The 19,936-nt window shown below is 72.9% G+C and carries 18 protein-coding genes and 1 tRNA gene; 13 read left to right on the forward strand and 6 right to left on the reverse strand.

The genetic code is table 11. From position 1 onward, the window contains the following. Positions 1-124: 124 nt before the first annotated feature. The 10 genes from DFJ66_RS23420 to DFJ66_RS23465 all read left to right on the forward strand — a co-directional run bounded on the left by DFJ66_RS23420 (position 125) and on the right by DFJ66_RS23465 (position 9,332). A complete protein-coding gene (locus DFJ66_RS23420) occupies positions 125-520 on the forward strand; it encodes a DUF7674 family protein (RefSeq protein ID WP_121223798.1) in 396 nt (131 codons plus the stop codon). 27 nt (positions 521-547) lie between these two features. Further along, positions 548-620, forward strand: a tRNA-Gly gene (locus DFJ66_RS23425). A gap of 124 nt (positions 621-744) precedes the next feature. Further along, on the forward strand, positions 745-1,173 hold the full coding sequence (locus tag DFJ66_RS23430) for an OsmC family protein (protein ID WP_121223800.1): 429 nt from the start codon (positions 745-747) through the stop codon (positions 1,171-1,173). Between the two features lie 100 nt (positions 1,174-1,273). Continuing rightward, positions 1,274-1,678: a hypothetical protein gene (locus DFJ66_RS42910; RefSeq protein ID WP_170199605.1), complete on the forward strand. Its 405-nt coding sequence runs from the start codon at positions 1,274-1,276 to the stop codon at positions 1,676-1,678. 43 nt (positions 1,679-1,721) lie between these two features. Continuing rightward, a complete protein-coding gene (locus tag DFJ66_RS23440) occupies positions 1,722-1,907 on the forward strand; it encodes a hypothetical protein (protein ID WP_121223802.1) in 186 nt (61 codons plus the stop codon). A 459-nt stretch (positions 1,908-2,366) separates the two neighbouring features. Further along, positions 2,367-3,539, forward strand: coding sequence for a hypothetical protein (locus DFJ66_RS42915; protein WP_170199607.1), 1,173 nt, complete (start codon positions 2,367-2,369; stop codon positions 3,537-3,539). Beyond that, complete coding sequence (locus DFJ66_RS23450) at positions 3,536-5,137, forward strand: class I SAM-dependent methyltransferase (protein ID WP_170199609.1); 1,602 nt, start codon at positions 3,536-3,538, stop codon at positions 5,135-5,137. Before DFJ66_RS42915 ends, DFJ66_RS23450 begins: the two co-directional genes overlap by 4 nt. Before the next feature lie 10 nt (positions 5,138-5,147). Further along, complete coding sequence (locus DFJ66_RS23455; protein ID WP_246029875.1) at positions 5,148-7,037, forward strand: glycosyltransferase family 4 protein; 1,890 nt, start codon at positions 5,148-5,150, stop codon at positions 7,035-7,037. After that, entirely contained in the window at positions 7,034-7,564 is a 531-nt protein-coding gene (locus DFJ66_RS23460) for a hypothetical protein (protein ID WP_121223806.1), read from the forward strand. Before DFJ66_RS23455 ends, DFJ66_RS23460 begins: the two co-directional genes overlap by 4 nt. A gap of 1 nt (position 7,565) precedes the next feature. After that, positions 7,566-9,332, forward strand: a complete 1,767-nt coding sequence (locus DFJ66_RS23465) for a glycosyltransferase family protein (protein WP_246029876.1) — start codon at positions 7,566-7,568, stop codon at positions 9,330-9,332. 52 nt (positions 9,333-9,384) lie between these two features. Here DFJ66_RS23465 and DFJ66_RS23470 read toward each other — a convergent pair whose 3' ends face one another. After that, a complete protein-coding gene (locus DFJ66_RS23470; protein WP_170199611.1) occupies positions 9,385-10,707 on the reverse strand; it encodes an alginate O-acetyltransferase AlgX-related protein in 1,323 nt (440 codons plus the stop codon). 153 nt (positions 10,708-10,860) lie between these two features. Further along, entirely contained in the window at positions 10,861-11,850 is a 990-nt protein-coding gene (gene gmd / locus DFJ66_RS23475) for a GDP-mannose 4,6-dehydratase (RefSeq protein WP_170199613.1), read from the reverse strand. A gap of 392 nt (positions 11,851-12,242) precedes the next feature. Here gmd and DFJ66_RS23480 point away from each other — a divergent pair, with 392 nt between their 5' ends. Then, positions 12,243-12,617, forward strand: coding sequence for a hypothetical protein (locus DFJ66_RS23480; protein ID WP_121001064.1), 375 nt, complete (start codon positions 12,243-12,245; stop codon positions 12,615-12,617). Between the two features lie 200 nt (positions 12,618-12,817). Here DFJ66_RS23480 and DFJ66_RS23485 read toward each other — a convergent pair whose 3' ends face one another. Both DFJ66_RS23485 and DFJ66_RS23490 read right to left on the reverse strand, forming a co-directional pair. Beyond that, positions 12,818-13,447 carry a response regulator gene (locus DFJ66_RS23485; RefSeq protein WP_246030234.1) on the reverse strand — a complete coding sequence of 210 codons (630 nt, stop codon included), beginning with the start codon at positions 13,445-13,447 and terminating at the stop codon, positions 12,818-12,820. After that, positions 13,344-14,276, reverse strand: coding sequence for a sensor histidine kinase (locus tag DFJ66_RS23490; RefSeq protein WP_246029877.1), 933 nt, complete (start codon positions 14,274-14,276; stop codon positions 13,344-13,346). Before DFJ66_RS23490 ends, DFJ66_RS23485 begins: the two co-directional genes overlap by 104 nt. A 160-nt stretch (positions 14,277-14,436) precedes the next feature. Between DFJ66_RS23490 and DFJ66_RS23495 the strand changes: the two genes are divergently transcribed. Then, positions 14,437-14,763, forward strand: a complete 327-nt coding sequence (locus DFJ66_RS23495) for a hypothetical protein (protein WP_121223814.1) — start codon at positions 14,437-14,439, stop codon at positions 14,761-14,763. An 85-nt stretch (positions 14,764-14,848) separates the two neighbouring features. Here DFJ66_RS23495 and DFJ66_RS23500 read toward each other — a convergent pair whose 3' ends face one another. Further along, positions 14,849-16,645 carry a gamma-glutamyltransferase family protein gene (locus tag DFJ66_RS23500; protein WP_121223817.1) on the reverse strand — a complete coding sequence of 599 codons (1,797 nt, stop codon included), beginning with the start codon at positions 16,643-16,645 and terminating at the stop codon, positions 14,849-14,851. A 120-nt stretch (positions 16,646-16,765) separates the two neighbouring features. Next, a complete protein-coding gene (locus tag DFJ66_RS23505) occupies positions 16,766-18,061 on the reverse strand; it encodes a UDP-glucose dehydrogenase family protein (protein WP_121223819.1) in 1,296 nt (431 codons plus the stop codon). Positions 18,062-18,355: 294 nt separating this feature from the next. On the opposite strand from DFJ66_RS23505, the gene DFJ66_RS23510 reads away from it, so the two are divergent. Next, on the forward strand, positions 18,356-19,108 hold the full coding sequence (locus DFJ66_RS23510; RefSeq protein ID WP_121223821.1) for an SDR family NAD(P)-dependent oxidoreductase: 753 nt from the start codon (positions 18,356-18,358) through the stop codon (positions 19,106-19,108). Positions 19,109-19,936: the final 828 nt, after the last annotated feature.

Consider the following 19,936-nt stretch of genomic DNA (forward strand, 5'->3'; position numbering starts at 1 on the left):
CCGTTCGGAGCAGTCCGACCGGCCGGGCACCGGATCGCGGTCGGTGACGAGCCGGTTACGGGAAGGCGTCAGGTGGTCCCGGACCCCGCCCCGGGCGCCGCCGCGGCGAGTAGTCTCCTGCCGCGTGGTCGATTGGCGCACAAGGGCTTCCGCCCTCCTCCCCGAGCTGGGCGCCGTCATCGAGCGCGAGTCCTGGTCGTGCCACGTGTTCCTGTCGGAGCTGTGGCAGCTCGCCCTGGAGGCGCACCGGGACGACGACCGGGACACGCTGACCCGGGTGTACGGCTTCGCGCACTGGTGCTTCCAGCAGGAGCAGTTCCTGTCCAACGCGTCGGTGGTCAGCTTCTACGAGCACGTGTTCGACGAGTGGGAGCTGCGGCACCTGGTGGCGCCTTGGCTGCCGGGCGAGGTCGTCGACAAGGTCCGGCCGCTGTGGGAGTGGCGGTGGCCGGCGGAGCGGTTGGCCGAGGTAGACCGCTTGTTGGAGGAAGTGCGACCCCCCGGTCGAAACGCGGTTTGAGGCTCCTGTATAGTTCTTACCTGTCAGGCGGATGTAGCGCAGTTGGTAGCGCATCACCTTGCCAAGGTGAGGGTCGCGAGTTCGAGTCTCGTCATCCGCTCGCTGAAGAAGGCGGGTACCCCAACGGGTGCCCGCCTTCTTCGTGTGTTCGCCGCAGCGGATCCCGCGCCACGCCGATAGGTTCGACCCCGACCGCGTTCGTCGAGTTCGGATGGAGTTCCGCGATGGCCAGCACCCGCAACGCCAGCACGCATTGGGAAGGCAACCTGCTCCAGGGCAGCGGCACCGTGACGCTGGAGTCGTCGGGCCTCGGCTCGTACGCGGTGTCGTGGCCGGCCCGCACCGACGAGGCCGCCAACGGCCGGACCAGCCCGGAGGAGCTGATCGCCGCCGCCCACTCGTCGTGCTTCTCGATGGCGTTCTCGCACGCGCTCGACCAGGCGGGCACGCCGCCCACGCAGCTGGACACGTCCGCCGCGGTGACCTTCCAGCCGGGCAAGGGGATCACCGGCGTCCACCTCACCGTGCGCGGTGTCGTGCCGGGCCTGGACCAGGACCAGTTCGCCGCCGCGGCCGAGGACGCCAAGAAGAACTGCCCGGTGAGCCAGGCGCTGGCGGGCACGACGATCACCCTGACGGCCGAACTGGCGTGACCGCCGATCGGCGGTACCGGGCCGGTACCACGCGTACCGACCCGGTACCAACTGCGTCGAAGGATTTGACCCGATCGAGTGAGGCCGGTAGTCAGGGTCAATGCTCACCGCTGCGGGTGGCCCGGCGCGACTCGCCGTCGGGGCATTGATCGGCGTCGTGATGGCCGCCCTGTTCGCGAACGGCGCCTCCGACGACCCGCTGGCGCCCTCGGGCCTGCCCGCCGACGGCGCGGACATCGTCGTGGTCACCGGCGCCTCCCAGCCCGGCCGCACCTCCACGACCAGCACCGCCGCCACCACGCGGACGTCTTCCAGCGGCGCGACGAGCTCCTCCAGCACCACGTCGTCGTCCACCACGACCACCGCGGAGTCGTCCACCACGACCACCGCGGCCCAGACGACGACCACCACGAAGCCACCGCAGACGACGACCAGACCCCCGACGACGTCGAGGACCACGACCACCACGACGACCAAGCCGCCGTGCGGGCTGATCTTCTGCTGATCTCCCCTGCCGCTCACGGAACGTGGTTTGGCAGGATCGCCGCGTGACGTTCAGCCAGGATCCCCTCCAGTCCCAGCCAGGCAACGACGCACCGACCCTCCGCATCAGCCCCGTCGCCACCACCCCACCCCCCGCCAAGCCGCAACCCACCCCGCCGCAGTCGAAGAAGAGCACCCTGCGCCGCCTCGCGCGGCGGATCGTCGGCCCGACGATCCTGACCAAGAAGTGACCTCCCGGGGGCGGCGTCCTCCCCCGGGCGGCGCCCCCGGCCCCGTGCGCCCGCACCCGCCGCCCGACCGTGTGCCGGATCTCGCCGGTCGCGGGTAACGATCCGGTCGTCTCCCGTGTGCCGGACCGCTCGATGCGCTCTCATAACCCCCGGCAAGAAGTCCTGGTGGGGAGACGTGCGATGGTGGACGAGTGGCAGTAGTGGTCCTGGGCGAGCCCGGTGTCGGGGCAGCACCCGCGCACCCGTGCCGCCGCCCGCACCCCGCTGCCCCACGCACCCGACCGGAGCCGGGTTCTCGAGCCGGCGCGCGCGGCGCGCCGCAACCCCCGCAGCCCTCGGCCGGCGGGCCCACGGGGTGCCGGCGCGGACCGGGCGCGTCGCCCGCCGGAGGCGTATGCGGGACGGGCGTCCCGGTACGTCACAATGACCTTCGCTTGAGCAGCTCTGGAGGGGCCCACCATGTCCTGGCAAGACGATCTTCGGCAGTTGGACACCGCCTTGGCCGAGGGACGGATCTCACCTGACGACTACCGTCGACGCAGGGACGAGCTGCTCGCGGGCGCGAGTTCCGCGCCGCCCGCCCAGCCCGGCGCGCCCGCCCCGGCCAGCCCGTTCGGGCAGCCGTTCCGCTGGGAGGCCCAGCCCCCGGCCGCCACGAACCCCGACGCCACCCAGGTCGTCGGCAACCCCGCCGGGCCCGCGAACCCCGACGCCACGCGCGTGGTCAGCGACCCGAACAAGGACTCCGAGCGGACGCAGTACGTGCGCCCGGTCACACCGCCGCAGGGCCAGCCGGTCGGTCAGCCCGCCGGTGGCTGGCCGCCGAGCGGCCCGCCGCAGCCCGCCGCCACCCCGTGGGGCGGCAACGACATGTACACGCCGGTGGACCAGCCGCCGGGGTGGATCGCGCAGGGCCCCGAGGTCTTCGACGACTCGCCGTCGTCGGGCAAGGGCAAGCGCATCGGGATCATCGTGGGCGTGGTCGTGCTGCTCGCCGCGATCGGCACCGGCGTCTACCTGTTCACCGGCAACGGCGGCAGTGGCGGTGGCGGGAACAACCAGGGCGGCGGTGACACGTCGGCCGCCCCGACCAGCACCACCAAGCCGAAGCCGACGGACCCGTACGAGGCCCTCCTCGAGGAGATCCCGAAGCTCAACGCGAAGACCGCGCCCAACAGCGGTGTGCTGACCACCGACGAGCTGGTCAGCAAGAAGGTGCTGTCGCAGGCCGAGGCGCAGATCCTGACCGAGGGCCAGGTGACCAAGACCGCGTGGCGCGGCGCGACGAAGTCCCCGGCCGTGGACGGCAAGGGCACGGAGCTGTTCAACGTGGTGGTGATCCCGACCGCCGACGAGGCCGCGGCGACGCGGGTCAGCGACCAGCTGCTGCTCAACCAGCGCGCCAACGGCTACATCAACATCGCCGAGCCGCTGCCGAACATGCCGCCGGCGGTGGTCTTCGACAAGAAGATCCTGCCCGAGGTGGGCGTGTACCGGGGCATCTACATCTCCGGCAAGAACGTCGTCCTGGTCGAGATCACGCAGAACCCGCTGCTGAACGAGGCTTCGCTGAGCGGCAGCTACCAGGACCAGATGAAGGCGATGATGAACCAGTTCGCCCCGGTGCAGTGACGCCGGTCAGGGCACTGCCGCTGGACGAGCACGACGGGTGCCTGCTCCTCGGCGCCGCGGGCGGGGTGACCTACCTCGACGGCGCCGAGGAACTGGTGGCGGCGATCGTCGGCGAGGCGGCGGACCGGTCGTCGCTCAGCGACGAGCTGCACTACGCGGCCAAGACGTGGGCCGAGCAGTACCACCTGGACCGGGGGCGCGCGAACGTGCTGCGCGCCCTCGACCTCCCGGCGGGCGCCGCCGTGCTGGAGATCGGCGCCGGGTGCGGCGCGATCACCCGGTACCTGGGCGAGCGGGTCGCGCTGGTGGACGCGGTCGAGCCGGTCGCGGCCCGGGCACGGGTCGCGGCGCGGCGCACCGCCGACCTGCCCGGCGTGCGGGTGTTCGCGGGCACGCTCGACCAGGTGCCGGTGGAACCCGCCTACGACCTGGCCGTCGTGGTCGGCGTGCTGGAGTACGTCGGCGCGGGCGCGGCGGACGACGCGCCCTACGTGGAGTTCCTGCGCTCGCTGCGCGCCCGGCTCAAGCCGGGAGGGGCGCTGGTGCTGGCGATCGAGAACCAGCTCGGCGTGAAGTACCTGGCGGGAGCGCCCGAGGACCACAGCGGGCGGCCGTGGGACGGGCCCCAGGGCTACCCGGACGGCGGGCCGGCGCGGACGTTCTCCCGCCGCCGGCTGCTGGCGCTGCTGGAGACCGCCGGGTTCCGGGTCGGCCGGGCGTTGGGCTGCTTCCCCGACTACAAGATCACCCGCGCGGTGCTGAGCCCCGAGCTGGTCGAGCGGTACCCGCGGCTGGCCGACGAGCTGCCGAGCTTCCCGAGCCCCGACTGGGGTTCCGACGCCGTGCGGCAGGCCGACGAGGCGCGGCTGTGGCACGAGTTCGCCGCGGCGGGCCTAGCCGCCGAGACGTGGAACAGCTTCCTGGTGCTGGCCTCCGCCGACGAGCCCGCCGCCGTGCTGTGGCCCGAGGACCGGCTCGCCTGCTACTTCAACACCGACCGCGCCGCCGCGTGGTGCACGCGGGGCGAGGTGCTCGACGGCCGCGTCCGCCGCACACCGCTGCGCCCGCAGCGCGACGAGGTGATCTCCATCCGGGAGTACGAGGAGCCCGTGTACGAGGGCGTCCCGCTGCTCACCGTGCTGGAGGCGGAGCCGTGGCGGGCCGCGGAGCTGCTCACCGCGTGGCGCGACATGCTGGCCGCCCGGCTCGGCGAGCTGGGCGCACCGGCCGTGTGGGACCTCGTGCCGCACAACCTGGTGGTCACCGCGGACGGGCTGTGCGCGATCGACCTGGAGTGGCGGGTCGAGGGCGCCGATCTGGAGTGGGTGGAGCAGCGGGGGTTGCTGCTCACCGCCGACCGGCTGGCGCGGTCGGGGTGGTCCGGCGCGGGCGAGCGCACCACGGTGCGGGACCTGGCGGGCTGGCTCGGCGTGCTGCTCGGCCACCCGCCGTCGTACGTGGACGAAGCCGCCGAACGGGAGGCGCACTTCCAGGCCGCGCGGATCTGCGGCGGCTGGACGGGACCCGGCCTGCGCCGGGAGCGGGAGTACCTGAGGGCGGCCTGGAGCACCCGGCTCGGCGAGTTCGTCGCAGGATGAGGGGTAGGACGTGACGGCGTACGTCGACATGCCGGCGGGACCGGTCGGTCACCGGTTCGAGCTGCGCGGGTGGGTCACCGACGTGGTATCGCTGGGCGAGGTGTCCGTGCACATCGCGGGCCGCCGGGCGGAGGTGCGCGAGGACGAGTACCCCGGCGCGCCCCGCGGCGCGGTCGGCTGGGTCGCCCTGACCGCGCACGCGGTGCCCAACGGCCCGCAGCCGGTCAGCGTGTTCGGGCCGGGCGGGGAGCTGCTCACCTCCGACGTGGTGGTGGTCGGCCCCGCCGGTGACGGCCCGCTGCACCTGGGGTCGCTGGACGGCCCGGAGGCGGACTCCACCGTGGAGGGCGACCTCGTCCTGGTCACCGGCTGGTCGCTGCTGGACAGCCGCGCGCCCAGCCGGATCGAGGTGTTCGTGGAGGGCAGCGGGGTGACCCGGGCGCGTTCCCGGCTGCCCCGCGCGGACGTGGCCGGCGCGTTCCCGGACTTCGCCGACGCGGGCGTGTGCGGGTTCGAGGCGCGGGTGCCGGTGGAGGTGCCGCCCGGTGCGGAGCGCCGGGTCTCGGTGCGGGTGCGGGTCAGCACGCACGGCGTGGGCGAGTGGACGTCCCCGGTCCGGTTCGTGACGGTCCGCAACCCGGACGGCGCGGCCGAGGACGACCTGCTGGCGGACCGGCTGGAGGAGCAGTCCACGCGCCTGCTCACCCGGGTGGAGGCGCGCCCGGACCCGAAGCACGTGCTGGTCCTGACGCACAGCCTCGCCATCGGCGGCGGCCAGCTCTGGCTCCAGGAACTGCTGACCGGCCTGGTGAAGAAGCACAACTGGGCCGCCACCGTCGTCACGCCGATCGACGGGGCGCTGCGGGACGATTGCACGGCGCTGGGCGTGCCGGTGCACCTGACCTCGCACTACCGGATCGGCGACATCGCGTCCTACGAGGGCCACGTCAGCGAGCTGGCGCTGCTGGCCAAGGCTTCCGGCGCCGGCGTGGCGCTGGTCAACACGCTCGGCGCGTTCGGCGCGGCGGACGCGGCCAAGCGGGCGGGCCTGCCCACGGCGTGGGTGGTGCACGAGAGCTTCGAACTGGCCGACTTCTCCTTCCTCAACTGGGGACCGGCCGGTCTGGCGCCGACGGTGAAGCGGCGCTGGGAGCACAGCCTGGGCGCGGTGGACCGCCTGCTGTTCGTCGCCGACGCGACGAAGGAGATGTTCGCCCGCTACTCGGCCCCGGAACGCTGCCGCACGATCCGGTACGGCACCCCGATGGTCCGGTTCGGCGGCCGGGTCGGCGAACACCGCCGCCGGGAGGCGCGCGAACGGCTCGGCGTGCCGCAGGACGCGTTGCTGCTGCTGAACGTCGGTGTGGTGGAGCCCCGCAAGGGCCAGGCCGGGTTGATCGCGGCCGTCGAGCGGATCCGCCCGCTGTTCCCCGAGTTGGTGCTCGCGGTGATCGGCCAGCACCCGACACCGTTCGGGCTGGCGCTGGACGACCTGGTGGAGCGGGGCGGGTTGACCGACAGCGTCCGGCTGGTGCCGATCCAGCGGGACCCGACGCCGTGGTTCCACGCCGCGGACTTCTTCGTGAACAGCTCGGACGTCGAGTCGCTGCCGCGGTCGATCCTGGAAGCGGTGTGCTGCGGGCTGCCGGTGGTGGCCAGCGACGTGTTCGGCGCGCGCGAGATGATCGAGGACGCGGTCACCGGCTGGCTGTTCGAGCCGAACGACGTGGACGCGCTCACCGTCGCGCTGCTGCGCGCGTTCGAGACGTCCGCCGACGAGCGGCGCGAGGTGGCCGGCCGCGCGTTCGACAAGCTGCGGGACTGGCTCGACCCGACGGGTTACGCCGACGAGTACTCCGAGGTGCTGACGGACCTCGCGAACCAAGGAATGCGGTCATGACTGACGAGGACCTGAGCGACCTGCCCGGCCCGGTGCTGGCCGAGCTGACGAGGCTGCGCGCCGAGCGGGTGGTCTTCGTGGCGGAGCGGGAGAAGCTGCTCGCGCAGTTGCGCGAGGCGGACGCGCAGGCGCACGCGCTGGTGGCCGATCGGGACCGGCTGGTGCAGGAGCTGGCGGTCCTGCCGGAGCGGCTGCGGGAACAGCGTGAGCAGGACGAGCGGGTCGCCGCCCTGGAGCGCGAGCTGGCCGACCTGCGCCTGCAGCGCGACGCGCTGCGCGAGGAACTGGGCGGCATCCGCACCGAGCGGGACCGCCTGCGGCTGCGGCTGCTGGACGCCGAGCTGGCGGCCCGAGGCGGCGAGCGCCCGGCGGCGAGCGGACCGGCGGCGCCGGCGGGCTCCCGCGACCGGCTCGCCGCGGCCGAGGCGCAGGCCGCGTTCCTGGCCCGCGAACTGGCCGCCACGAAGGCGACGGTGAGCTGGAAGGTGACCGCGCCGCTGCGCGCCGTGCGCCGGAGGACCCGCTGACGTGAGCACCCCTGACCTGTGCCTCGTCTCCGCCGCGGGCGGGTCGGTGTTCATGGAGGAGCTGTTCGAGGTCGTCGCCGACGCGGTGCGGCGCGCCGGTGGTCGAGCACGTACCGTCGTCGGCCCCTTCCCCGAGCCCGGCCCCGACACCGTGTACGTGGTGGTGCCGCACGAGTACTTCTACGTCGCCCCGGTCGCCGACCGCCCGTCCGACGAGCTGCGCCGGCGCACGGTCGCGTTCTGCGTGGAGCACCCCGGCACCATGACGTTCGAGCGCACGGCGGACCTGCTGCCGTCGCTGGCCGCGGGCGTGGACATCAACGTCGACTCGACGGCGGAGCTGCGGGCCCGGGGCATGGCGGTCGAGCACTTCCAGCTCGGCTACACGCCGCTGTGGGACCGGTGGGGCGGCGACCCCGACTCCGCGCGGTCGGTCGACGTGACCTACCTCGGCACCGCCGAGCGCCGCCGGTCCCTGCTGCTCGACCGCTACGCGGAGGACCTGGACGACCTGCGGGTCCGGCTGCTGACGCCGCCGCACGAGCCGATGGGCCCCCAGCGGGTCGACTTCCTGCCCGGCGAGGCCAAGTTCCGCCACCTCGCGGACTCGCGCATCCTGCTCAACCTGCACCGCGGGCGGTCCACCGCGCTGGAGTGGGTGCGGGTGCTGGAAGCGATGATCAACGGCTGCGTCGTGGTGACCGAGCCGTCGACGGACGTCGAGCCGATGGTGCCCGGCAAGCACCTGGTGATGGCGAGCGCCGGATCGCTCGGCGCGGCGGCGGCGGCGTTGGCGGCCGTGCCGGAGCGCGAGCGGGAGCTGCGCCTTTCGGGCTACGACTTCGTGACCAACGGCCTGGACCTGCTCGGGTCGGCGAAGACGCTGGTGGACGTGGCGGCCGACGTGCTGAAGGGCTCGGCGTCGCCCGCGCCGCTGCCCGCCCTGCCGACGCCGCAGCAGGAGCAGGCGGTGCGCCCGCTCGCCGTGGACACCCCGTCCTGGGACCCGCGGTTCGCGGGCGCGGCGTCGGCGGCGCGGACCGCCGACGACGCCGAGGCGCTGGCCGTCCGGCTGGCCGTGGAGCGCATGGCGTTCGCGCGGCGCGGGGCGGGCCGCCAGTGGTACGACCGCTTCCCGGCCGGCTCGGGCTCCGGGGTGGACGTCCTGGTGGTGCAGCAGCCGGGCGAGCCCGACCCGGACCCGCTGCTGTTCGACCTGATCAACGGCACCGTGCGGCCGGACCGGTTGCTGGTGTGCGCGGACGGCGTGCCGCTGTCGGCGGGCTCTCCCGCCACCGCCGTGCTGCACCACGAGATCCGGCTCGGCCTCGGCGAGGCGCGCGCCGGGCTGCTGGAGCGTTCCGGTGCGGACCGGCTGCTGGTGCTCGACGCCGGCTTCCGCGCCTCCCGCCACCTGCTGGAACGGCTCCTCGCGGCGGACGCCGACGTGGCCCACTGCCCCGTTGGAGACCCGGTCGAGGGCCTGGTCGGCGCGTTGCCGCCGGAGGAACGCCGGCTCGCGGAGCTGCCCTACCTCGGCGCCGGGTACCTGGTGCGGCGGGAGGTGGTGGACCGGTTGGGCGGCTGGGTGACCGACCCGCTGCTGGACGGCTTGGAGGACCACGTCTTCTGGCGGCACGTCGTGCGCGCCGGCCGGTCGACGGCCCTGGTGCAGCAGGTGCTGCTGCGCCGCCTGCGCCCCGACCCGCCGGTCCGGCCGCTGGACCTCGACCCGCGCGGCTCGTGGGAGCGGGCCCTGGAGGCCTGAGGGCTCGACGGGGCGGGGGACGGCCGACAGGGCTGGAGGCGGCCGGCGCCTGCTACCGGCGGGGCCGCTTCGCCAGTTCGGTGAGCAGCGCGTCGATGTTCTCGTCGGACAGCACCGGGTTGATGCCCCCGACGAGGGTGCGCTCGACGGCCTCCAGCACGACGACGTCCTGGTCCGCCAGCATGCGCCCGACCTTGGCGGGGTCGGACTCCACCACGTCGCCGTGCACCATCGTGATGTCGGAGAACCCGCCGGCCAGGTACCGGTTGACGAGGAAGGTGAACGAGTCCCCGATCAGCCCGACCTTGGGTGCCACCCCGCCCGAGCCGGCGGGCTGCGTCAGCCGCTTGGGCTCCTTGAACGTGTCGTTCACGTCGTGGCTGCGGACCTCCTTGCCGTCCGGTGCCAGGTCGTACTCCTGCACCTGCCAGCGCTGGGTGCGCCCGAGCAGCTTCGGCAGGTCGCCGACCAGGTCGAAGGCCCGGGTCTTGGTGATCCGCCAGTTCTTGGTGGAGCCGGGCTGGACGGCCTCGGCGATGGCGCGCGTCATGACGATGCCGCCCTCGTGCGTCCAGTGGGTGTCGTTCTTGGCGTAGACCGGGCGGCCCACCTCGCGGGCCGCCGCGTCGAGGTCCGCGCGGAGGTCGAGCGCGCCGGTCTCGGGCGCGAGCCGGCGCCAGAACTCGTCCCGCGCGCGCTGGTAGCACTTGGCGCCCAGGTAGTCGTCGCCGAGGTTCGCGGGGGCGGCCGTGGCCTTGTTGGGCGGCACGACCAGCACGAACTTCCGCCCGGACGCCTCCACGCCGGCTCGCAGCTTGTTGAGCTTGGCGATCACCTCGTCGAGGGGCCTGGCCGGCTGGCACGCCACCTGCACGTCGTAGCCGAGGTACAGCCAGCCGTCGCTGCCTTCCACCACGACGGGGAACCCGCTGGCGCGCGGGATCTCCACCCCGTCGAGCGATTCGTCCTGCGGCGGTGCGGGGACCGCGCCCGGCACGGCGCCGCTGCTGTGCTTCTGCCCGAACGGGTACGGCTCGCCGAACACGCCCCGGCTGACCCCGTCGGCGGCGCGCACCGCGACGTCGCGCAGCGGCAGGTGGTCGGTGGACCACCGGTCGAAGGAGGTGAAGAAGCCGAACCCGTCCGCGGGGGACGGGAAGGACGCCAGCGGCCGGTTCTCGAACTCCGGCGGCCGCACGCCGAGACCCAGCAGAACCAGGGGGGTGAGGAAGAAGACGGTCGCCGCGATCCGCGCGCCGCGCTGCCGCTCGCTGTGCCGGGGCCGGTAGAGCGCGTGCTCGTTCGGCAGGAAGGACTCCGGGATCGCCGGCAGCGGGGTGAGCTGGTTCTGATCGCGCGAGTCGGCAGGTGTCACGCGCTCAGGGTATCGACCGGGACCCCGGCGGCGTGGTCGGAACGGAGTGGTCGGAACGACGTCGGTGGCCACCACCCGAGGCGGGTGGTGGCCACCGGTGTCCGCTGTGCGCGTGCGGGTGGACGTCGGTGGCCACGGGTCACGCCGTGCGCGTCAGGCCAGGCCGGCCTTGCGGGACTCCACGTCGATGTCGTTGTCGACCATCATCGCGACCAGCTGGTCGAAGTCGACCTCCGGCTTCCAGCCCAGCTTGTCGTGCGCCTTGGAGGCGTCGCCGACCAGCAGGTCGACCTCGGCCGGGCGGAAGAACCGCGGGTCCTGGGTGACGTGCTTCTCCCAGTCCTCGATGCCGGCGTGGGTGAAGGCGGCGTTGACGAAGTCGCGGACGCGGTGGGTCTTGCCGGTGGCGATGACGAAGTCGTCGGGCTCGTCCTGCTGGAGCATCTGCCACATGGCCTGCACGTAGTCGCCGGCGAAGCCCCAGTCGCGGCGCGGCTCGAGGTCGCCCAGCACCAGGGTGTCCTGGAGGCCGAGCTTGATGCGCGCGACCGCGTTGGTGATCTTGCGGGTCACGAACTCCAGGCCGCGGCGCGGGGACTCGTGGTTGAACAGGATGCCGGAGCAGGCGTAGAGGCCGTAGCTGTCCCGGTAGTTGACGGTGATGTCGTGGCCGAAGACCTTGGCCACGCCGTACGGGGAGCGCGGGTAGAACGGGGTGGTCTCGCGCTGCGGGGTCTCGCGGACCTTGCCGAACATCTCCGAGCTGGACGCCTGGTAGAAGCGGATCGGGTTGTTCTGGCTGCCGCCCGCCATGCGGATGGCCTCGAGCATCCGCAGGACGCCCAGGCCGGTCACGTTCGCGGTCAGCTCGGCCTGCTTGAAGCTCAGCGCCACGAACGAGATGGCCGCGAGGTTGTAGACCTCGTCGGGCTGGGTCTGCTCCAGGGCCGCCACCAGGCTCGGGAGGTCCTGGAGGTCGCCGGACACCAGCTCGACGAACGGCAACTCCTGCTGGATGAGCTCGGCCCGGGGGTTGTTCTGGCCCTTGACCAGGCCGAACACCTCGTAGCCCTTGCTGTTGAGCAGCTCGGCGAGATACCTGCCGTCTTGACCGGTGATACCGGTGATCAATGCACGCGCCACCGCGCAAGGATGCCACGGGCGGGTTGCCCGCCGACCCGCGCCCCCTCACCCGATGCGGCGAGTTCGCCGAGGTAGGGGTTCGATCATGGTCCGCGGCGGCAACCCCCGCGCCATGCGCGGCGTCTGTAGAGGTGACCCCGAACCACCCGACGAAGCCGGAGTGCGGCCATGTGGTTGGCTGTGAGCCTGGTCACTTTGGGAGCGGTCGCATTTTCGGTGCGAACCGTTCGGGTGCTGCGGTCCGTACAGAAAACCGACCGGAGTCACCCGCCCATTGGGACAACAACGTCCACCTAGGCCCTATGGGGGATTGTGCGCTTGCCGTACGATCTTTTTCGGGTCGAGCACGACCTGTGCCTGCTAGGGGACCTCACAACAGAGGTAGGTGCGTCATGGATCTCGCACTGAGCAAGGTGATCGAGCTGCGCGAGAGCGGTTTCCAGTTCCTCCACCTTCGGGACGAGGACGGGCAGCTCGATCGCATCATGGCGTTCAAGCAGCGCAGAGGGTTCATCGACTCGATCCTGTTCTGGTCCGAGACGGAGGCCCGCGCAGGCCGTCTACCTGCGGTTCGGGACTCCACGCGGGCCGCGCAGGCGGTCTGGATCTACGAGGGTCCGCTCGTGGAGGCGGTCGACCGGCTGCTCGACCTGCCGGAGCCGGGTACGCGGAACGCGCCGACGCTGATGAAGCGGACGGCCTCCGACCTGGCCGTGGTGACGACGCTGCCGTTCAAGCTGAAGTTGCCCCCGGGCGCCATCGCCTGAGGTCTACGCAACAGTTGCGCAGCCCCGCGTGGAGAACGCGGGGCTCTTCGGCGTGGTGACGGAGAGTACATTTTCTCGCGCTTTCGCTTGCAATGCGTGACGAGAATATGCACCCTTTCACTGCGCGCACGACAATGTTGCGACCAATACGACCAATACTCCCGGTTACGACGGGGATAACAATTGCTCATACCATCCGGTTATGCCCTGCGCGGTGTCACCAATCCGGATTCGTAGGCGAGCACGACCAGTTGCGCCCGGTCGCGGGCACCCAGTTTCACCATCACCCGGGAGACGTGGGTCCGGGACGTCGCCGGGCTGATGACCAGGTGATCGGCGATCTCCTCGTTCGACAGACCACCCGCGACCAGGGCCAGGACCTCCCGCTCCCGGGCGGTCAGCTCGCGCAGCGCGGCCGGGTCCGGGCGGCGGTGCTCAGGGCGGGCCGCGAACTCCTCGATCAGCCGCCGGGTCACGCTCGGGGCCAGCAGGGCGTCACCCTGCGCGACGACCCGGAGGGCGTGCAGCAGCTCGACCGGGTCGGTGTCCTTGAGGAGGAACCCCGACGCGCCGCTCTTGAGCGCCTCGAACACGTACTCGTCGACGTTGAACGTGGTCAGCACGAGCACCTTCACGTCCGGCAGCTCCGCCTTGACCCGCCGGGTGGCCTCCAGGCCGTCGGTGCCGGGCATCCGGATGTCCATCACCACCACGTCCGGGTGGTGCTCATGCGCCAGCCGGACCGCCTCCGCGCCGTCGCCCGCCTCGCCGACCACCTCGAACCCGTCCTCGGTGTCCAGCAGCAGCCGGAAACCCGCCCGGACCAGCACCTGGTCGTCGGCCAGCACCACCCTGATCATGACTGCCCTCCCACGGCAGAACCGCACGCACCTCGAACCCGCCCTCCGGGTGCGGCCCGGCGGCGAACCGGCCGCCCAGCGCCGCCACCCGCTCCCGCATGCCCCGCAACCCGGTGCCCGCGCCCTGCCGCCCGCCGTGCGCGCCCGACCCGTCGTCGCGGACCGACAGCTCCAGGGCGTCGTCGGTCCGGGTGAACGTGATGGTGACGGCCGTGGCGTCGGGCGCGTACCGCATCGCGTTGGTCAGCGACTCCTGCACCACCCGGTAGGCGGCGGCGTCGACCGGCGCGGGCAGCTCGCCCGGCTCCCCCACCACGCGCGCCTTGGGCACGGGCCCGACCAGCTCGTCGAGCCGCCGCAGCGACGGCACGGGCGCGGTGCCCTCGCCGGTGCGCAGGACGCCGAGGGTCGCGCGGAGGTCCTCCAGCGCGTGGCCGGACGCCTCCTTGATGGCCTTGAGCGCCTTCACGGCCTCCTCGGGGCGCCGGTCGGCGACGTGCGCCGCGACCCCGGCCTGGACGTTGATCATCGCGAGGCTGTGCGCGACCACGTCGTGCACCTCGCGCGCGATGCGCAGCCGCTCTTCCTCCACCTGGCGATCCCGACGCTCGACCTTGCGGACCTGGCGCAGCGACAGCAGCGCGATCGCCGGCGCGACGATCAGCGGCCCCCAGTGCCCGGTCACGTAGTACAGCCACGTGGACACGCCGGTCACAGCGAGCACCGCGATCGGGAACCGCCGACGCCACAGCAGCGGGACGAACGTCGCCCCGAACCACACCCACGCCAGCCATGCCACGAGCCGACCGTACGGGAGGAGCGGGGCGGGGACATCGGTCCGCAGGCGGGCGCACGGCCTACGTCAGCGGACGTACGCGCCACCGGGACGGGTGAAGAAATCCACTCGCGAGAGTTAGCGAGCTTGAACCGGACACCCGGATTGCGAAACTTTCCCGCCCATGAACCTCAGGAAGACCATCTCGGGGGCCGCTGTCGCCCTCGGCAGCACCGCCGTCGTGCTCGGCCTGGGCGGCACCGCGCACGCGTCCGGAGTGGACCTCCAGAGCAACCCGACGCTGGACACCGAGCTGGGCAAGCTCGGCCGGGTCGGCGACCTCGCCAGCGCCGACACCGACGACGTGAACGGCAAGTTCCAGCTGGTCAACGGCCAGCAGCCGGACGTGAAGGCGGTGATCACCGACCTGGACGCGCAGCAGGCCGCGTCCATGCTCGGCTACGGCAAGAACGACCCGACCTCGCACATCGACACCGGCCTGGGCATCTGACCCGGCCCCTTCGAGCCGGAACGGTCCCGGCCCCCTCCCCCTCGGGTCGGGGCCGTTCCAACCCAGTCCCCACCGGTTCCACCCGCTAGCGGCCGACCGCGTAGCCCTGGTTGCCCCGCGGGTTGGCCGCGGCCCGCAGGAAGCCGTCCCGGGAGTCCCGGGCCACGGCCGACATGCGGCCCAGCGTCCACGCACCCGCCTCGACCACCCGGTGGCCGCGCGCGCCCAGCTCCGCGAGCGCGTCCGCACCCAGCCTGGTCTCGGCGACCAGCTCGCCCGGCGTCCAGCCCCGTGGCGCGAACGAACTCGGGAAGGCGTTCGTGTGCCACATCGGCGAGTCGATCGCCTCCTGGAGGTTCATCCGGCCGGCGGTGTGCGCGAGCCAGAACGCGAGCTGCCACTGGTCCTGCTGGTCGCCGCCGGGCGTGCCGAACGCGAGCGCCGGCAGGCCGTCGCGCAGCGCGAGCGACGGCGACAGCGTGATCCGGGGCCGGCGCCCGGGCACCAGCGAGTTCGGCAGGCCCTGGTCCAGCCAGAACATCTGCGCCCGGCTGCCCAGGCAGAACCCGAGCGACGGGATGGTCGGCGACGACTGGAGCCAGCCGCCCGACGGGGTCGCCGACACGATGTTGCCCCACCGGTCCACGACGTCGACGTGCACGGTGTCCCCGCGCGACACCCCGGTCCGCTCGACGGTCGGCTCGCCCAGCGCGCCGCCGCCGCGCCCCGAGCCGGCGGCGTCGTGACCCGACCGGATGTGCTCGGGCAGCACGGCCCGCCGCCCGCCCGGCGACCCGGGCCGCAGCTCCAGCGACGCCGTGTCGCCGACCAGGGCGCGGCGCTCGGCGGCGTACTCGCGGGACAGCAGCACGTCCAGCGGGACGTCACCGGAGTCCCCGTACCAGGCCTCGCGGTCGGCGAAGGCGAGCTTCGCGCACTCCACCGCCAGGTGCACGGTCTCGGCCGTGGGCACCCCGTCGACGTAGGTCAGCCGGTCGCTGAAACCTTCCAAGAGCAGCAGTTGCTGGAGCAGCACCGGTCCCTGCGACCAGCCGCCGACCTTCGCGACGGTCCACTCGCCGAACTCCACCGCGACCGCGTCCTCGTAGGTCGCCTGCCACGACGCCATGTCCTCGCCGGTCAGCACGCCCGCGTGGTCGCGGCCGGACTCGTCGCGGAACGCGGTCTTGCAGAACTCGTCCACCTGCGCCGCCACGAACCCCTGCGACCACGCCCGGCGCGCCGCCTCGATCTGGGCCTCGCGGTCCGACCCGGCCGCCTCACCCGCCGCCAGCAGCCACTCCCAGGTGTCGGCGAGCTTCGGGTTGCGGAACCGCGACCCGGGCTTCGGCGGCTTCCCGCCGGGCAGCCACAGCGCGGCCGACGACGTCCAGTGGTCGCGGAACAGGTCCGAGACGGTGTCCACGACGCTCGACACGCGCTCCAGCAGCGGGAACCCGTCGCGGGCGTAGCCGATGGCGTGGCCCAGCACCTCGCGCAGCGACTTGGTCCCGTAGTCGCGCAGCAGCGTCAGCCAGCCGTCCCACGCGCCCGGCACGGTCGCCGCGAGCAGCCCGCTGCCCGGCACCAGGTCCAGGCCCAGCGACCGGTAGTGCTCGGCGGTGGCACCGGCGGGCGCGACGCCCTGGCCGGCCAGCACCCGCGGCGCCGACTCGCCGGCCGCCGCGAAGACGACGGGCACCTCGCCGCCCGGCCCGTTCAGGTGCGGCTCGACGACCTGGAGGACGAAGCCCGCCGCGACCGCGGCGTCGAACGCGTTGCCGCCGTCCTCCAACACCGCCATGCCCGCGCCGGACGCGAGCCAGTGCGTGGAGGCGACCATGCCGTGGGTGCCGACGAGTTCTGGTCGGGTGGTGAACACGCCCGACAACCTACGTGGGTGCCACCCGGTTGGTTAACCCGGCTAACTAAATCGTGTCCTGATGGTTCAGCCCGCCTTCAGGATCGGCGTCACCCGGCCGCTCCGTCACCGGCCGCTCCGTCACCCGGCCGCCGCGGGCTGCTTGCGGCCGAGGCCCTCGCGCACCAGGCCCGCCCGGCGCAGGGCGTCCTCGTCGAGGTGGTTGCGGGTGTCCAGGACCAGCACGCCGTTCATCAGCCCGGCCACCCGCGCCCAGTCCAGCGTGCGGAACTCGGGCCACTCGGTGAGCAGCACGACCGCGTCCGCGTCGCGCACCGCCGAGTACGGGTCGTCCACCACGGTCATGCCCACCAGCGGCTCCCGGATCTCCGGGTCGTGGGCCACCAGCTCCGCGCCCTCGAACGCCAGCAGCTCGGCCACCGCCAGCGCGGGCGAGTCGCGCAGGTCGTTCGTGCCCGCCTTGAACGCCAGCCCCAGGATGCCGATCCGGGCGCCCGCGAGCGTGCCGCCCACCGCGTCCCGCACCTTGTCCACCACCCGGCGCTGCTGCCGGTGGTTGGTGTCGATGGTGGCCTTGACCAGCGCGAAGTCCACACCCACGGACTCGGCGATCTGGACCATGGCGTGCGTGTCCTTGGGCAGGCACGACCCGCCCCAGCCCGGTCCGGGCTTGAGGAAGGACTGGCCGATGCGCCGGTCGTAGCCCATGCCGTCGGTCACCGACGACACGTCCGCACCGACCAGCTCGCACAGCTCGGCCACCGCGTTGACGTAGGACAGCTTCATCGCGAGGAAGCAGTTGGCCGCGTACTTGACCATCTCCGCGCTCGCCGCGTCCATCAGGACGGTGGGCGCACCCAGCTTCGCGAAGAGCGCCGCGACCCGTTCGGCGGCCTGCGGGGAGTCCGAGCCGACGACGATCCGGTCCGGGTGCAGGAAGTCGCGGACCGCGCTGCCCTCGCGCAGGAACTCGGGGTTCGACACCACGGCGACGTCCTCGCGCCCCAGCAGGGCGGCGACCCGCTGCGACGTGCCGACCGGGACCGTGGACTTGCACACCACGACCGTCCCGTACGGCAGGACCTCGCGCAGGTCGCGGGCCACCGACTCGACCGCCGACAGGTCCGCCGCGCCGCCCGCGCCCATCGGCGTCGGCAGGCACAGGAACACCACCTCGGCGTCCGCGACGGCGGTCGTGAGGTCGGCCGTGAAGTGCAGGCGGCCGGCCGCCTGGCCCTCCCCGACCAGCTCGGTGAGGCCGGGTTCGAGGATGTCCACCTGCCCGGCGCGCAGTCGGGACACCTTCAGGACGTCGACGTCCGCACACACGACCCGATGACCCAGGGATGCCAGGCAGGCTCCCGTCGTCAGGCCCACGTAACCCGTTCCCACGACCGCGATCCGTCGGACGAACATGCGTGTGACGGTCGCAGCCGAAGTTTGCCGTGGGTCAAACACCAGTTGTATGCGGAGAGTGAGGTGGGTAGTCCCCTGGGTGTACATCGACACCCCTCTGGCGGCGGACGCGCTATCGGGTGGCGGGCGGGCATCGTGCAGGTATGGAACTCCTGCTGATCACACTGCTGTTCGCGGGACTGGCCCTGCTCGCGGCCGTGCCGTTGGTCGCATTGCTGCACCTCTCCGAGCACAAACCGCTGAACGACCGTTAACCTCCCTTTCCGGCACAGCGGCCGGGTGATGGAGGTTGGCATGAAGATCGAGGGAACCGCGGCGGTCGTCACCGGTGGGGCGTCCGGCCTGGGCTTGGCGACGGCGCGGGCACTGGCCGCGAAGGGTGCCGCGGTGTTCGCCCTGGACCTGAAGGTCGAGGGCGCCCCGGAGGTCGAGGGCGTCACGTACCTGGCGGCCGACGTCACGTCGGAGGAGGACGTGCAGGCGGCCGTCGACACCGCCGCAGGCTCCGGCAACCCCCTGCGGATCGTGGTGAACTGCGCCGGCATCGGCCCGTCCACGCGGACGGTCGGCAAGTCCGGCCCCCACTCCCTGGAGCTGTACCGCAAGGTCATCGACGTCAACCTGGTCGGCACGTTCAACGTGCTGCGCCTGGCGGCGGCGGCCATGGGCAAGACCGAGCCGCTGGAGCACGGCCAGCGCGGCATCGTGATCAACACGGCGTCCATCGCGGCGTTCGACGGCCAGATCGGCCAGGTGGCGTACGCGTCCTCGAAGGCAGCCGTGGTCGGCATGACCCTGCCGGCCGCACGCGACCTGTCGTCGGTGGGCGTCCGGGTGATGACCATCGCGCCCGGCATCGTCGACACCCCCATGCTCGCGACCGTCTCCGAGGAGTTCCGCGCGGGCCTGGCAGCCGGCGTGCCGTTCCCGAAGCGCCTGGCCCTGCCGGAGGAGTACGCCCAACTCGCGGTGTCGATCGTCGAACACGACTACCTGAACGGCGAAGTCATCCGCATGGACGGCGCCCTCCGCATGGCCCCCCGCTAACCCCCGCCACCGCGAACCCACACCCGGCGCAGCCCCGCCGCCGCAGCCCCCGGCGCCGCCCGCAGCCTCACCGCCCCCGAGCCCACGCCAGCGCCCGGGGGCAAGCGGCGCACTCGCACCCGGCACCGGGGGCAAGCGGCGCACCCGCACCCGGCACCGGGGGCAAGCGGCGCACCCGCACCCGGCACCGGGGGCAAGCGGCACACCCGCACCCGGCACCGGGGGCAAGCGGCACACCCGCACCCGGCGCCGGGGGCAAGCGGCACACCCACAGCCCGCGCCCGAGAGGAAGCCGCACACCCGGAACCCGCGGCCAGCGGCGCACCCCGAACCCGCGGCCGGGAGGCGAGCGGCGCGCGCAGCCGGCGCCGGGGAGGGTCGGGGGCAAGCGACGCACCCGAAGCCCACGCCGGGCCGGCGCGGGCCGAACCCACGCGGCCCGAGCTGCGGACCCGAGGGCGCCTCAAGTCGAGCCCGCGCGCCCGAGGGGCCTCATGTCAGCGCGCCGGGCGGCGCATCCCGAACCCCGCGCGGGGACGGCGTGAACGTCGTCGCTGGCCGCAGCTCGTCGCTCGGCGCACGTCGTCGCTCGTGAACCCGCCGGCGTGCCCCCGCGTGCTCCGAGCCATACCGGCGACCGAGCCCGCCGGCGGTCGGTTCCGGTCGGCGGGAGCGTCGGCCCGGTTGGAGCCGAGCGTTGCCTGCCGTGGTCCCGCGCTCCTTGTTTACGGGATGCGCGAGTCGCCGTTCGGTTCCCAAACCGACATGTCACACGATCGAGTGACATACCTGAAGATCACCGCACAGCCACTCTACCAGCGACGATGC

It is taken from the genome of Saccharothrix variisporea (assembly GCF_003634995.1).
In the GTDB taxonomy this organism is placed as follows: domain Bacteria; phylum Actinomycetota; class Actinomycetes; order Mycobacteriales; family Pseudonocardiaceae; genus Actinosynnema; species Actinosynnema variisporeum.